General features: G+C 43.5%; 11 protein-coding genes. 7 read left to right on the forward strand and 4 right to left on the reverse strand.

Annotated elements, in window-relative coordinates; translation table 11 throughout:
- Positions 1-19 precede the first annotated feature (19 nt).
- A complete protein-coding gene (locus PSYCG_RS08115; RefSeq protein ID WP_011513968.1) occupies positions 20-331 on the reverse strand; it encodes a YeaC family protein in 312 nt (103 codons plus the stop codon).
- Positions 332-386: 55 nt separating this feature from the next.
- Positions 387-1,391 (reverse strand): NAD(+) kinase, encoded by a 1,005-nt coding sequence (locus PSYCG_RS08120; protein WP_020443747.1) that lies wholly within the window; start codon positions 1,389-1,391, stop codon positions 387-389.
- A gap of 297 nt (positions 1,392-1,688) precedes the next feature.
- Here PSYCG_RS08120 and PSYCG_RS08125 point away from each other — a divergent pair, with 297 nt between their 5' ends.
- A complete protein-coding gene (locus tag PSYCG_RS08125) occupies positions 1,689-2,411 on the forward strand; it encodes a Bax inhibitor-1/YccA family membrane protein (RefSeq protein ID WP_020443748.1) in 723 nt (240 codons plus the stop codon).
- Between the two features lie 109 nt (positions 2,412-2,520).
- On the opposite strand, the gene PSYCG_RS08130 is transcribed toward PSYCG_RS08125, so the two are convergent.
- Positions 2,521-5,385, reverse strand: a complete 2,865-nt coding sequence (locus PSYCG_RS08130) for a heavy metal translocating P-type ATPase (protein ID WP_041772275.1) — start codon at positions 5,383-5,385, stop codon at positions 2,521-2,523.
- 415 nt (positions 5,386-5,800) lie between these two features.
- On the opposite strand from PSYCG_RS08130, the gene mrcB reads away from it, so the two are divergent.
- The 6 genes from mrcB to purH all read left to right on the forward strand — a co-directional run bounded on the left by mrcB (position 5,801) and on the right by purH (position 13,994).
- The gene (gene mrcB, locus PSYCG_RS08135) at positions 5,801-8,284 is read left to right on the forward strand and encodes a penicillin-binding protein 1B (protein WP_020443750.1); all 2,484 of its coding nucleotides are present in this window, start codon (positions 5,801-5,803) and stop codon (positions 8,282-8,284) included.
- A 99-nt stretch (positions 8,285-8,383) separates the two neighbouring features.
- Positions 8,384-9,256, forward strand: coding sequence for a tetratricopeptide repeat protein (locus tag PSYCG_RS08140; RefSeq protein ID WP_020443751.1), 873 nt, complete (start codon positions 8,384-8,386; stop codon positions 9,254-9,256).
- 116 nt (positions 9,257-9,372) lie between these two features.
- Complete coding sequence (gene prmA, locus PSYCG_RS08145) at positions 9,373-10,299, forward strand: 50S ribosomal protein L11 methyltransferase (protein ID WP_020443752.1); 927 nt, start codon at positions 9,373-9,375, stop codon at positions 10,297-10,299.
- Between the two features lie 179 nt (positions 10,300-10,478).
- Positions 10,479-11,735 (forward strand): DUF3426 domain-containing protein, encoded by a 1,257-nt coding sequence (locus PSYCG_RS08150; protein ID WP_020443753.1) that lies wholly within the window; start codon positions 10,479-10,481, stop codon positions 11,733-11,735.
- 120 nt (positions 11,736-11,855) lie between these two features.
- Positions 11,856-12,212: a DNA-binding transcriptional regulator Fis gene (gene fis / locus PSYCG_RS08155; protein ID WP_020443754.1), complete on the forward strand. Its 357-nt coding sequence runs from the start codon at positions 11,856-11,858 to the stop codon at positions 12,210-12,212.
- Between the two features lie 201 nt (positions 12,213-12,413).
- The gene (purH, locus tag PSYCG_RS08160; RefSeq protein ID WP_020443755.1) at positions 12,414-13,994 is read left to right on the forward strand and encodes a bifunctional phosphoribosylaminoimidazolecarboxamide formyltransferase/IMP cyclohydrolase; all 1,581 of its coding nucleotides are present in this window, start codon (positions 12,414-12,416) and stop codon (positions 13,992-13,994) included.
- 126 nt (positions 13,995-14,120) lie between these two features.
- Here the strand turns inward: purH and PSYCG_RS08165 are convergent, their stop codons facing one another.
- Positions 14,121-15,995: a SurA N-terminal domain-containing protein gene (locus PSYCG_RS08165; RefSeq protein ID WP_020443756.1), complete on the reverse strand. Its 1,875-nt coding sequence runs from the start codon at positions 15,993-15,995 to the stop codon at positions 14,121-14,123.
- Positions 15,996-16,054 lie beyond the last annotated feature (59 nt).

Below are 16,054 nucleotides of genomic sequence, written 5' to 3' on the forward strand. Positions count from 1 at the left end.
GTGCATTTACATAGTAAGTCTATTTATCACGAAACTTCACGGGCTGTACCGCGCCTTTCGGATTTGGCATATTGGGATAATGATGTTCATGTTCAACATCACATTCAGCCCCAACGACCGAACCATCTTCTCTGACCGGCTTATGAATATAGCCAGTTCGCTCAGCAGGCGCCAGATGTTCATGTTCCCATACCATCACGGCTTGCATACAGGTCTCGCGCTGCTCAGCAGTCAGCTTACGACCGTCTTGCCATTTGCCAAGCTCAATTGCCATACGAAATTTATCGACCACTTCAGGTGTTAGGCTTGCTAATATCGTTTGTTTGTCCATCGTGCCTACTCTCCACTACTATTTTTTATATCACATTTTTGTCTAATAAAGACGCTTATTCATCGTCCATGATATCATCATCAGCGTCGAGACTGAATTCCTCAGCATGCACATTCCAGTGTAACTTCGTCCGGCACGCTTCATAAAAGTCAAACCCTGGCGGATGTAGCAAGGTTAATTTGTCCGGATGCTTACGAATATATAGACGCTGCTCTTGTTCAAGCGGCGTGCTTGGTTTACCGTCAGCACTGACCATCGGTTGGGTGCGGTTGTCCTCATGAATACGAATACAAATCTCGCTGGTGCCACTGACCACAATAGGGCGACTTGACAGCGTGTGCGGGTGCATAGGCACCAAACATATGGCATCCATGCTTGGATGTATAATAGGACCACCACCAGAGAGCGCATAAGCTGTCGAGCCCGTCGGTGTCGCTACGATGAGACCATCACTGTGCTGCCGATAAACATCATGCCCATCGATTTTCATCTGAAAATCAATCATATGGACAGACTTACCAGCGTGCAACACGATATCATTGAGTGCCATGTCTTCATGAATAATCTTACGACCTTCACGAATCTCCATCGTGAGTAAAAATCTATGGTCTAACTGATAATCGCCCATCAGTACTTGGCGCAATTTAAACGCCGCTTCATCAGGTTTGACATCGGCTAAAAAACCAAGGCGACCACGGTTAACCCCCAAGACAGGTACACGATAGCGCGCTAGTGCTTCGGCAGCATGGAGTATAGAACCATCACCGCCAACCACAATGACCAAATCACAAATCTCGCCGATAAGGCTACGCTTAACAATTTTGACCCTCTCAATATCAGTGAGATTCAGAGTGGGCAAGTTAGCAGTTTGCACATCCATAATCAACGTAAGGTTCATATCGTTAATTATCTGGGCAATCTGCCCAAGACTTTGGGTTACACTGCGCTTTCCAGCACGTCCCATCAAGCCAATACGGCGAAAAGCTGGATTTTTGATAGCGTGGAACAGCTCTGATTCATGTAAGTGCGGCAATCTTGCGGACTGCGCTGAGGTTTCCATAAAACGACTCGGCATGATGATAAATTACAGAGCAATGATAACGAGAAATAGGCGATTAGACTAGCCTGTTTCTCAATTATCGTTGTTAACGGTCGTAATTGACCCCATATAAAAGCCAACATGCGCTGTTTCGGGCGTATGTATTTAGCTATTTGATATCGCTGTGTATAGGAGCAAAATCGACTCAATAGTTGCGCAAAGCCTTGTACACTGTCACGCAAACACCGTTGACAATAATGGCGATTTTGCTAAAGTAGCTGACATAACTATTATTTATATTTTATTGAGGACAACTTTATGGCCAATCCTATTGTCAGTCGCGCAGAGCTTGCCGTCGGCGGTGCGCCGATGACAGTGAAGGGCGTGATTCAAAAAACCAGTTTATTGCTTGGCTTATCGGCGATTACTGGTATTGGATTTTTCTTTTATGCGTTGATGGCAGGTTTATCACAAGGTTTTATCACGATGGCGGCTTTTGGTAGTATGTTTGCTGCCTTTGGTCTTGCTATTTTTATCACTTTTAAACCGCAAAAAGCTAAGACGCTTGCCGTCCCATATGCACTTTTGGAAGGTATATTCTTAGGTGGTATTTCCCTGTTTTTCATGAGAATGTACCCAAGTGTACCAGTCACTGCAATGTGTGCAACGTTTGTAACAGCGGCGGTTATGCTAGGGCTATATCGCTCAGGCTTGGTTAAAGTGACTGAAAAGTTCCGCTCAATCGTCACCTCAGCCTTGATCGCTATCATGCTAGTTTATGTGGCGCAGTGGGTACTTTCTTTAGCATTTGGTTCAAGCTTGCCTTTCTTGTTTGAAGGCGGTCCTATCGCTATTGGCTTTAGCTTATTTGTAATTGTTATCGCCTCTTTTACACTGTTATTAGATTTTGATAATATTGAGCGTGGTGTGGCAATGGGTGTGTCAGAAGACTACGAATGGTTATTCAGTATTGGTCTTCTTGCAACGCTAGTGTGGATGTATATCGAATTTATGCGTCTATTAAGCTATCTACAAGATTAGTCAAATAGCTGTTCGATAGTCATTGAAATAAAAAAACCGTCTTTTATAAAGGCGGTTTTTTGTGGGTAATCTTCAGAGATTTTTTTAAATGAGTTTAAGCTGGTTTAAATTAAGCACGCTTTAGACGCAGGGCATTCAATACCACAAATAACGAGCTTAATGACATGCCGATGGCAGCGAGCCAAGGTGGCACATAACCCAAAGCTGCTGGTATCAAAACACTGCCATTATAAATAAGTGCCCAGCGCAAGTTTTGTTTGATAATGCGCTTGGTTTTATCAGCGATACGTTTCGCTGCAATAATAGCTTCAATTTGTCCGTTTAGGATAATACTGTCACTAGATACTTGCGCCAAATCTGCTGCACCGGCAATCGAGGTTGAAACGTCTGCCGCTGCCAATACTGGCGCATCATTAATACCATCACCAACCATCAATATTACTGCACCTTGAGCTTGTAGCTGTTGAATATGTTTGACCTTGTCCATTGGTGACAGACCGTTATACGCAGACTGCATACCCAAATTTTCAGCCATGACCAAGGCTTGCGGACTTGGGTCACCTGTGAGCATGACAGGCTCGATACCTAATGCTTTCAAGCTATCCAGCATAGATTGAGCACTATCACGTACCTTATCATTAAAATAAAAACATGCCAGTGCTTGCCAGCTTGCTGATTCATCCTTTTGACAAGATAAGACTACCGCTGAGCTGGCGCGCTCGGCAACTAGATCAATCATTAAGTCGTTATCTGCATTGGCAACATTATTCATTTTGTCTAAAGCAAAATCTACATGACCAATACGATATAGCACATCATCCATCATTGCTTCCACGCCACCTGCTGGATAATGCTGTAAAGCTTGTGTCGCTGGCAGATGCAGTTGATATGCGGCGGTCAGTAGCGCATGAGCAATAGGATGACGACTGCCCACCTCTAACGCTGCCGCAATGGCTAATACATTGTCTCTTTGCTCATCTGCCTTTGTGATGACACTTGTATCAGTAAGTAGCTTAATGTTTAATAAATTGGGTTTACCATAGGTCAAGGTTCCCGTTTTATCAAATGCCACATGGGTAATTTCAGCAAGCGTTTGTAGGGTATGCCCGCGCGTCGTCAAAAAGCCATAACTAGCCAATCTATTGGTCGATACGGTAAGTGCAATTGGTGTCGCTAAAGACAGCGCACAAGGACATGTCGCGACCAATACCGCCACCGTTGCCCAAATCGCTTGGCTTGGATCCACAATATACCAGCCAATAAATACCAAGACAGACAATACTAAAATACGCGCCACAAACCAACGTGCTAGCTTATCTGCTTGCTGTGCAAGTTTTGGCTTTTCACTCATTGCCCGATTCATTAGCCTGTCAATCAAACCGATTTGGCTGTCTTCTGGTAACGCTGTGACCAACATCTCAAATGGTTGGCTGTCGTTTTGTGCACCGCCAACGATATAATCGCCTTGGGTCTTAGTGATTAAATCACCTTCACCTGTCAGTAGGCTTTGAGAAACTGTGGCGGTTGAGCTGAGCAAGATACCATCACTGATAATCTCAGAACCTGCCTCAACCATGATGATGTCGCCCACTTGCAAGCTATGAGCGGTCACCATCTGCTTTTCTTTTGCCTCATCGTTTGTATTTGAGACAGTTAATCGTTGCTGACGAGTCTGCTGCCATTCTTGAGCAATACGTGATGTTAACTGATAGACATTAGCATCCATACTTTGCGTAAAATTAGGCGTAGCGCTCACTGTGTTTTGACTATTTACCTCATTACCAACTACGGTAACAGCCCCATTAACAGCTCTATCATCAAGCTTATTAACAGACTCTTCGCTTTCTTGTTTAAGCGCATTTTTCTGAACGCTATTTTGTTCTAATAATTGCAAAATACTTGCAGTAGAGTCTTTGTTTTCAGCAATTTTCTGTACCAATACTGGCTCAACTACCACCAAATCGTTTGCCATAGTTGCCGCTTTTAGGCGCGCATTGTGCTCAATATAACGACCTGCCAGCAAGAAGAAAATAAACATACTAACTGAGTCATAATAAGTCTCCCCTTGCCCAGTAATAGTGGCAAATAGACTGGCGAAAAATGTGACAATCAAGGCAATACTAACGGGCACGTCCATATTGACTTGGCGAGCACGAATCGCTGACCATGCTGACGTAAAAAATGGTACACCGGCATAAAAGAATACTGGCGTACTGACGAATAAAGACACCCAGCGCAAAAAATCGCGCTGAAATATCAGCATATCGCTATATTCACCGAAATAAATTGCCACGGCATACATCATCGCTTGCATTGAGCCGAGTGCCGCGATACCAAGCCTTATTAGCATTTGGTTGTTATGACGTGCTAGCATGGCTTCGTGGGTATCTTGCCGATAAGGCTTGGCTTCATAGCCAATTTCATTGATAACCGCAAGAATCCGGCTAATCGGTAGCTTGGTCTCATCCCAAATTACACGCATGCGTTGATTGGTCAAATTAACCTGACATTTACTGATGCCATCCAACTCATCAAGCCGCGATTCAATCAACCACGTACAAGCGGTGCAACGCAAATTATTGACAGACAACTCTGCTACCGACATACCGTCTTGGGCGTAGACAAACTGTGATTTTATTTCATCATGATCATAAGCTTCAAGGCGGGTCATCTGAACGGGTAAGCTTGCCGTACGGTTAATCTCCGAGCGATCAAGATAATATTGCTCAAGCCCCGCTTCCACGATACTTTGCGAAGCTAACTGGCAGCCCATACAACACATCTCACGCGATTTACCTAATATATCGGTATGAAACGGCGGCTGCGGCAAGGGATCACCGCAATGAAAACAATGACCCTCCAGCGGCAATACCAGACCGTCAATAATAGAATTGTCTTGATAATGAGTATTGGGTTTTGATGACCTTGGTAATGTCGGTGATGTTGGCGGCATAGGAGATGGAATACTGGACATAATCGCACTTATTTCCTTTAGACAGAACATTGAGTAAATAGCTTTAAATCAAGGCTCTATCATCTGATCTACTCGATATCGAGAAAACCACTATGTTTGATGTACATTGGTTAACTGGCTACTATATTTGGGCTACGCGACATTGATGGTTATGCTTCTTTAAAATAGTGAGTGTTAATGCAAACCATTACTCTTATTCAAAATTGAGACAGTGTTACGACAATAAGAGGTGGCGGATACTTTCAAATAACCATCATTGCTTTTATAAAGATTATACTATAAGCACAGGCTCTCAGCAGTATAACTCCTGAGCGCTGAGAGCAAATGAATGCCTGCGTTGATGATGATAGATTGAAAAATTTGTCAATTTGCGTCATTATGAGGCAGTTTTTCATCCCAAAATGGTGTGTCATCAGTGCAAAAATCTAATTCTAAGCAACCACAGTCCTCTAAGCCTGCTATCAATACGCTACCTTCCCAGCAGCGCGGTGTGGTGTTTAGTAGTATTTTATTAATTGTTGTCATCGCTGGCATGGTGCTATTAGCACTATACTTGGTCAAACTTGATCGCACCATTACTCACAAGTTTGAGGGTAAACGCTGGGATATTCCTGCCAAAGTATATTCGCAGCCATTAGAGCTGTATCAAGGCGCCAACGTCGATAAAGACACGATGAAGAAATGGCTTGAGCTACTTAACTATCAAAGTAATAAAGCCTATGATCGCACGGGTACTTATCATAAATCAGGTAATACCTATTTTATTCATACACGTGGATTTACTTATAGCGCTAATGATATAGACCAAGAGCAAGTCATCAAAATGACTATTGCTGGTGATAAGATTGAGTCAGTACAAAGTACTGTGGCGGCGAAAACCGGCATTATCCGTCTTGAACCGGTGAATATCGGTGGTATTTACCCAGATAGTAATGAAGACCGTATGGTTGTCTCGTTAGATCAAGTACCGCAGCCGCTTATTGATGCGCTGATAGCGACAGAAGATCGTGGTTTTTATGAACACAAAGGGGTATCGATACGTGGTATCGCTCGTGCAGTTATCAATAACTTCTCTGGTGGATCACGTCAAGGTGGCTCGACCATCACCCAGCAGCTGATCAAAAACTTTTATCTCAATTCAGACCGCACAATGAAGCGTAAAGCCAATGAAGCCTTGATGGCTGTGCTACTTGAACTGCATTATAGTAAAGATGAGATTTTGCAAGCATATCTCAATGAGATTTATCTTGGTCAAAATGGCAAACGCTCTATTAATGGTTTTGGGTTGGCATCACAATTTTATTTTGATAAGCCGCTCAATGAGCTGCGCCTAGATCAGCAAGCACTGCTTGTCGGTATGGCAAAAGGACCGAGCGTTTATAATCCGCGCCGCCATCCAAACGATTCAAAGGCGCGTCGCGATGTTGTGCTTAGCAATATGTTGGCGGTCGGCTCGCTCAGTCAAGAAGACTACGATAAAGCATTAAAAAACTCACTTGGGGTAGTTGATAAGCCTGTTGAAGGTAAAAGCCAATTCCCTGACTTTTTAGATATCGTCAAGCGTGAACTAAATAAAGTCTATTATTCCGATGATCTCAAAAACGAAGGTCTGATTATCATCAGTACGATGGACCCTATTGCCCAGTTGGCAGCGGATAAAGCGGTTGAGAGAAAGCTTGGCGAGCTACGCCGTAGTGGTAGCAAAACCAAAGATTTACAAGGGGCGCTGGTCAGTGCCAATCCTGAGACGGGTGAGCTGGTTTCTGTTGTCGGTAGCGGCAGCGAGTTTACTGGCTTTAACCGTGCGGTCGATGCCAAACGCCAAGTAGGCTCATTATTAAAGCCGATTATTTATATGACTGCTCTCGAAAGTGGTCGCTATAATTTGGCAAGTTCGGTTGATGACTCCCCTATTACGGTCAGTCTAAGCGACGGTACCGAATGGAATCCCAAAAACTATGACAATCGTGATCATGGCTACATACCCTTTACCACAGCGCTGTCGCAATCGTATAACCATAGTGCCGTACGCTTAGGGATGGAGTTTGGAGTCGACACCTTTGCCAAGCAATTAAAACGTATGGGCGTTAAAGAGAAAATACCTCCTTATCCTGCGGCATTATTGGGCTCAGTCAATCTAAGCCCGATGGACATGCTTGGGGTCTATCAAGTTTTTGCAACGGGTGGTTTCCGTACGCCTATTCATAGTATCCGTAGTGTGATTGATGATCGCGGTAGTATTTTGCAGCGCACAGGCTTAAATACTCAGCGCAGTATTCCGCCTGAGACCAACTTTTTGATTAATTATGCGTTGCAAGATGTCGTCAAGAACGGTACAGCTAGACGCGTGCAATCGCTTGGTAGCAATCTAAATCTTGCGGGCAAAACAGGTACTACCAATGATTACCGCGATGCGTGGTTTGCCGGTTATAGTGGCAACTATGTCAGCGTGGTTTGGGTTGGACGTGATGATAATAAACCGATTGGGCTTAGTGGCGGTAGCGGTGCTTTGCCAGTTTGGGTTGATTATATGAATCGTCTAAAACTGACACCTGTTGCGCTACCAGAGCCAGAAGGCATCGAATGGCTCTGGTTAGAGAACAACTCAGGCAAGCTGTCTAATGAGCGCTGTGCCAGCGCACGCTACTTGCCTGTTATGTCAGCATATTTGCCCCAAGAAGCCAGCAGCTGTGCGATTGGCTTATACCAACAGGATCGTGCGCGCGAGCAAATGCAGTGGCAAAATCAGCAAGGCAATATCAATAAGCAACGTCGCCGTGAAGGATTAGAGATTCCAGATGGTGAGGCTATTGATAATAACAGCAGTGATGCCGAGCAAGACGGTGATATACCCAATCGTGTAGATACTTGGTATGATCGTGCTGTTGAATGGTTTTAGTGAGCTGCTTCTATTTCAGTCGTGATAGCTGAAAATTTGACTTTAAAGGTTAGTAGCTGAACGATTTTAAGATTTTTAAAACTTAAAAAGGGTTTTAATATGGCGTTATCTATATTGCAAGCGTTATTGACTCAGCAGACGATTGAAGCTCAGTCCAAAAAACAGCCAAAGCATTTGCATACAGCTCTTTTAATTAGCGCTTGTTTTAGCATGCTAAGCTTGAGTGCTTGTCAGACTGCACCAACTTCAATAAAAGCGCCTTCTGCTCAAACCTTCCCATCAACCAGTAGTCAAAAAACGACGCAACCTGAACAATCCACAATAGTGACGCAAACCCCTAGCACTGATCATAGTGGTTATGAAAGTGTTGAGAGTACTGAAGCTGATAAGACTGACGATAATTATCCTATCGAGCCTTATCATCCACCTGTATCGATAGAGTCGCCAACGGAATCGGTAACAGAAAAGCCACCTGTAATCTTGGGGTCTAATCAAAGCACGAGTCAAACTCCGATCGTAACTCAGCCTGATACCGTGATCCTCACGCCTGCTCGTGAAGATGAAGTGATATATGTGCCATCTATCCCGTCGCATAATGAGCTATTAGAGCGTGCGCGGCAGAACTCGCAGCGCAGTCAGAAAACCACCAACAATAATAGCAACTTGCCCGCTTTTCGTACCCTGATGCAAGTGGGCACTGATCAACTAAAGGCAGGCAATCTCAATAGCGCTGAGAGCAGCTTTACCCGAGCTCAGCGCCTAGCACCCAAATCATCAGCGGTATATTTTTATCTTGCGCAAGTGGCACTCAAAAAAAACCAGCCACGCAAGGCTGAAGCAATGGGACGGCGTGGGCTTAGTGTCTCTCAAGACAGCAGTCGCCGCCGTGCGCTATGGCAAATTATTCTACAGTCTGGACAAGCACAAGGTAATGCACGGGTGATAAAAGAAGCCAAACAAGCATTACGCTAACAGTATTATCTTTTTGATTAACCATGGCGACTGACTATATAAGCGCTAAAATAGGCTTTTATAGTCGGTCGTTAATTTTTATTATCTATTTTTTATTTTGAAACAAGGTTACTTTTATGGCATGGCAACAACTTCACTTACAATGTGAAAAAGACAACGTAGATCTTGCTGAAGCGCTATTATTAGAAGCAGGCGCGCTATCTATTGCACTTGATGATGCAGGCGACCAACCTTTATTTGAGCCACTTCCTGGTGAATCACCACTATGGGACGAAGTGATTTTAACAGGGCTCTTCGATGCTACGATAGAGACTGGAACTCGTGATGTTATCGAGCAACTCAGTCATGAGATTGCAGTCCAAGTGCAGGCGAGCCGTAGTTGGGTAAGTGCTGTCGATGACAAAGATTGGGAGCGTGAATGGATGTCCAATTACAAACCCATTGAGTGTGCCAATGACTTGTGGATTGTACCTAATTGGCTGACTCCGCCCAATCCTGAAGCGACAAACATCATAATGGATCCAGGCTTGGCATTTGGTACTGGCTACCATGCGACGACTCGCCTATGTCTTGATTGGCTAACTGAGCAGGACCTTACAGATAAAGTAGTGATTGATTATGGTTGCGGCTCAGGTATCTTGGGTATCGCTGCCTTATTATTAGGCGCGCGCCATGTTTATGCCGTAGATATTGACCCGCAAGCGGTACTGGCAACCAATCAAAATGCAGCACGCAATTCGGTCGACAATCGTTTGCAAGCGTTTTTACCAGAGGATTTCACTGCCTTTTGGCAACAGCAAAATATAGCGCCTGTAGAAGTGATGGTTGCCAATATTTTAGCCAAGCCACTGATAGGTCTAGCGCCTTATTTTGTCACCTTGATGGCACCAAAAAGTCGCATCGTCCTTGCCGGTTTGATTGAATCACAAACTGAGCAAGTGACCGAAGCGTATCAGCCTTATTTTGCGCTTGATCCTAAGCATGCTTTTACTGCACAAGAAGATCAACATTGGCAGAGATTGTCTGGTACATTTACAGGCTAGCAACATTAAATTACATCTGTTACGATAGAGTAGTAGTTAAATGTTGTGTATTTGGCGCTACTCTAGAGTTGCCTGTAGTTTATAATTAATAATACTTCAACAATGACATTGAAGTATTTGGCAGCGGTTGGTGAGTGGCTATACGGTATTCCTACTGATACCTTTTTGGATTCAACTCTATGACCACACCCATTAAAACCCAGTGTCCTCATTGTCATACCATTTTTAATATAAAAAATACCCAGTTAAATCAAAAAACCGCGACAGTCTGTTGTGAACATTGCCAGCAAATGTTTTTGGTGAATAACAATCTTATCGTCACTGCTGATATAGACAGCAATCGTAAGCTGACAAGTACAGAAGTTTCTAGCGAGCGTGATAAGAAAATTAATGACATAACCTCTCATAAGAAACATTCTATTTTAGCTGCTGCAAACTCAAATGATACAGATATCCTAATTCATGACGATATGATACATGATGACATGATTCATGACGATATCGATATTGAGGCATCTGCTGACAAGAGTCTAGAATACGACTCACTAGATAGTATGGATGCTTGGCTTACACAAGCCACTGATAACAATAATGCTACCCAAAACGCTCTATCAGAAAAAAGTACTGCGAAAAAATTAGATAAACATTCAGATACATCCCTTAATTTATTTGAAGAAACTTCTACCTCTACTAAGCATTCAAAACGCTCTCCTTCATCCGCAGAATTGGCTTTAAGCTCAACGGCGGCTAACAGTATTCATGCCAATATTGATAATGATGCTGATGACTCGTGGCTCGAAAAACTGCTTAAAGAACAGCACCCACCCGAAGATACGCCAACCAATGATACTGATTTATCGCAATTACTCATTAGTATGGGCGTCGACTTTAAAGAAGAAGACCATAGTAAGGCGGCACATGCTAAAAGATTACAAGCGCAAGCCAAATTCTCACCAACACCATCCCATCGTTCAGTAGCTTCATTACTATGGACAGTAGGCTGTTTGGTGCTAGTACTACTACTTTTTGCTCAGTACATTATGTTTAACTTAAATAACTTAGTTAAAAATCCTGCACATGCTCAACGCTTACAGACGATATGTACGATTGCAGCTTGTAGCCTGCCCAGTGCTGACTTGACTGCATTAACTCTGAGTGACATCAGATACCGAGCCGGTCAAATAAATAGTGCAGCTGATTCTAGTGATATAAGTGCTACTCTAAATAACCAAAGCTCACAAGCACAGCTATATCCTCATATAAAAGTCAGTGTATATGGTGCCAATGCGCTGATTGGTGAGTTTATCGCTCCACCAGATAAGTACTTGGTTGGTAAACAAAGTCAATTAGCTTCTAATGGTCGTAAGCAGTTACTCTTTACGGTACCTATTGCCAATGCTCAAATTAGTAAAATTGCTATTAATCCCATTTACTGATGTTCGCTGACTGATATTCGCTCATTAACCTCATCTTCTTAAGATGATCGCTGCTGATTTTGATATAATAGCCAACGAGAGCCTCATGGTTTTACTCTTTAACCCCAAGGACATTATCTTATGACACCACAGGCACAGTATAATGCCAGTCATGTTAACAAAAGCGCTGGTAATCTTGATTATTATGAAGAGGACTACCATCGCTCAATCCGTAATGTGGAATCTGCTTTAGATGACACAGATCATGCGCATGAGCCATTACGGATACATGTTGAACGCGTGGTGCGTCAATATTTTGCAATGTTAGGTGATGAGATACCAACTGACTTATATGAGCTTATTTTAAAAGAGATAGAGCAACCTTTGCTGTCTGTGGTACTAGAAAAGAGCCGTGGTAATCAAACCAAGTGTGCACAGATTTTAGGTCTAAATCGCGGTACACTACGCAAAAAGCTCAAAATATATGGTTTAATGTAATACTATAAATAATGTTTTTGATAAATCTGACTTATTAATAAGTACCATCAATCCTATTTATGAAACGCTTACCTACCCTAACTGATATTATGTATGGCAGTTTATAGTTTATGATCTTATCACTCACGATATGCTCTATACTGATTGTCATTGTTACCTTGCCAGACGTTTACGTCAGGCTTTTTTTATGGAAATTTTTTTATGAGTAAAGCCCCACTAGCACTACTGTCGGTCTCCGATAAATCCAATATCGTTGAGTTCGCTCAAGGTCTGATTAAAGCAGGTTTTGGTCTGTTATCGACTGGCGGTACTTTCCGTTTGCTCACAGAGCATAATGTCGCTGTCACCGAAGTATCAGACTATACGGGTTTCCCTGAGATGATGGATGGTCGGGTTAAAACGCTTCATCCTAAGATTCACGGTGGCATTTTGGGACGCCGCGGCACAGATGATACTGTGATGAGTGAGCACGCGATTGAGCGTATTGATTTGGTAGTCGTAAACCTTTATCCATTTGCAGAAACGATTGCCCGTAGTGACGTTACCATGGATGATGCCATCGAAAATATCGATATTGGCGGACCTACGATGGTGCGTTCAGCGGCAAAGAATCATGCACACGTTGGTATTGTGACTGATCCAGCTGATTATACGCGTGTACTTGAAGCATTAGGAGATGGGACGACATTAACCCATGCCTTACGCTACGATTTAGCGGTTAAAGCGTTTGAGCATACGGCACAATACGACGGGATGATTGCCAACTTCTTAGGCAGCCGTGTTAACGAGAATCAAGAGCCGGAAGATTTTTCACGTACCTTTAACGTTCAGCTAGAAAAAGTGCAAGACCTGCGCTACGGTGAAAACCCGCATCAAAAAGCAGCGTTCTATGTTGAAAACAACGCTTTAAAAAGCAAGCAAGCATCTATTGCTACTGCTAAGCAATTGCAAGGCAAAGCATTGTCTTATAACAATATCGCCGATACTGATGCCGCGCTTGAATGTGTGAAAGCTTTTAGTACGCCTGCCTGTGTGATTGTCAAGCATGCCAACCCTTGCGGCGTTGCTGTCGACACTGATCAAGTAGCAGCATATCGCACTGCCTTTAGCACCGATCCTGAATCTTCTTTTGGCGGCATTATCGCTTTTAACCGCCCGTTAACACTTGCCGCTGCTAAAGCCATTATCGACAATCAGTTTGTTGAAGTCATTATTGCCCCAAGCATTGAAGACGGTGTCCTTGAAGCGACAGCTAGCAAGAAAAACGTTCGCGTTTTGGTCTGCGGCGACTTGCCAGCACCTGAGTTACGTGACCGCCAGCTTGATTACAAGCGCGTCAATGGTGGCTTACTGGTGCAAGAGCAAGATTTAGGGTTAATTACTGCCAATGATTTAAAAATCGTCACAGACGTGCAACCAACCGAAGCACAAATTGCTGACTTACTGTTTAGCTGGAACGTTGCAAAATACGTCAAATCTAACGCCATCGTTTATGCTAAAGGTCAGCGTACCATTGGTGTCGGCGCAGGTCAGATGAGCCGTGTTAACTCAGCTCGTATCGCTGCTATTAAAGCGGAGCATGCTGGACTTGCAACCGAAGGCGCGGTTATGGCATCTGATGCTTTCTTCCCATTCCGTGATGGTATCGATAACGCTGCCGAAGTAGGTATTGCGGCGATTATCCAGCCGGGTGGCTCTATGCGTGATGATGAAACCATTGCTGCGGCAAATGAGCACGGTATCGCCATGGTATTCACCGGTATGCGTCATTTCCGTCATTAATTTGTGATTGAGCGCTATCATCATTAAAAACTCATCCTCTTGAATAAAAAAAGCCACTGTATGATTACAGTGGCTTTTTTAATGGTTAAAAATAGATTTATTTAAAATGGATAGCGCACAAAGTACTTATCGCCCTTGTGCATTTTCCATATTGGCTTTATTAATCTCAACCTTATACACCAAACGCAAATAGTCTAAGTAATCTTGCAACTGATCTTGGCCTAAATTATCACGGATAATCGCTGCCGTTTGCGCTCTTTGGGCGGCAGATAATGGTGATTGCTGCTCTGTTTTGATACGGTCACCAACCAATACCGTTGCGCCCATTTCTGTTTTACTTGCTACGGCAACTACACCGTTCTCAGGTGCTTGCTTACTAAACGCTAAGCCGCGCTCTTTTTCTGTCAGCTGCGTAGTCTGACGATTGATCTCACCAAGCGCTTGGAATGTTACCCCTTGCTTATTGATATCAGCAGTAGTCTTAATACCAGCCGCAAGTTTTTTCGCATCATTTAATGCCAATTCACTAGCCTTTTGCTGACGTAATAACTGCGTGATTCTAGGCGTCGCAGCAGTTAAAGACAATGTTTTGGTCGGACGATAGTTACTTGGCTGTACCCATACCGTGCCATTACCAACTTCGATACCAGCGGTGACCGCTTGGTCTTGAATGGTAAACTCATCAAACGCTTGTTTAATCACCGCTGGCTGGGCAAGGACAGATTTATTATTCTCTTTGCGGTAATCTTTAAGACGTTTTAATGACACATTTTCTTGCTGAGCAATATCTTCAATACTAAACCCATCTGCGGCTAAATCGTTAATCGCCGTTACTTTGTCAGCATAGATTTCTTGACGCTTGTACTCTTTTGCTTTGGCTATCAAATCATCACGCATACTCTCAAGGCTTGGTATCTTGTTACCATTATCTTCAGTCACGGTGAATATCTGATAACCAAAACTGGTCTTCACTGGTACGCTAACATCGCCTACACTCAAACCTTCTAACGCTTTTTCTACTGCTGCTGCATCATTGCCAAATACTGAGGGATTAAAGCGTCCGATATCGCCGCCTGTTTCGCCTGATGGATCATCTGACTCAGCTTTAGCAACCTTCGCAAAGGCTTCACCTTTGGCAAGACGCGCTTTAATTTTATCAGCACGTGCTTTGGCATCGCTACCAGTTAATAAGATTTGGCTGACCTTACGCTCATCGACGACGGCAAGGCTTTGCTTATAGGCTTCGTACTGCTGCTGTAAGTCCTCTTTAGTGACCTCGTTTACTTGGATGGTCTGAGGGCTAAGCTGCAAGTAAGCCAAATCGACCATAGCAGCGCTCTTTAGCGTGTCTTTATTGGCATCATAATACGCTTGGATGTCATTTTTACTCAATTTAACTTTTGACACATAATCTTGCCAGTTAAAACGATGTAGCCAGATATTGCGTGCCTCTAGCTGCAAATCAATCAGTTGACTGACTGCTTTCATCGGATAGGCAGCAGTACCAACGATACTAGCATTCAGCTGATCTAAGCTCAACTGATTGCGGAACTCATCAAACAGCTGATTTTTTGTCATATTGCGTTGACGTAAAAAGCTTGCAAACTGATCATTTGAAAACTCGCCATCTGCACCTTTAAAGATCTCTTCTTGACGCAACAGACGATTGATGGTGTCATCAGAGACGGTCATACCAAGCTTGCCAGCCTGCTGCTCTAGCAAGGTGCGGTCAATCAGACCTTTTAACACTTGCTCATGTAGCACATCTTCATTTAATAAACTGGCATCATCAACTTGGTCTAAAAGCTCAGTACGGCGATTGTTTACTGCCGTTTGATACTCTGATAGGCCGATACTCGCTTCCCCTACCTGAGCGATCTGATTGGGATCGACATTACCCCCAAAGTAGCTTTCGACGCCCAATAGAGCGAGCGGCGATAGGCATAAAATCAATAAAATGCGACCCGGCCAGCTTTTTAAGAAATCGCGCAATTTATCCATAGTTATCTCTGCTTTATTAACCTATATTGATGAAAAACCATTGTAATACTATTAATAAT

This window comes from Psychrobacter sp. G, from assembly GCF_000418305.1.
Classification (GTDB): domain Bacteria; phylum Pseudomonadota; class Gammaproteobacteria; order Pseudomonadales; family Moraxellaceae; genus Psychrobacter; species Psychrobacter cryohalolentis.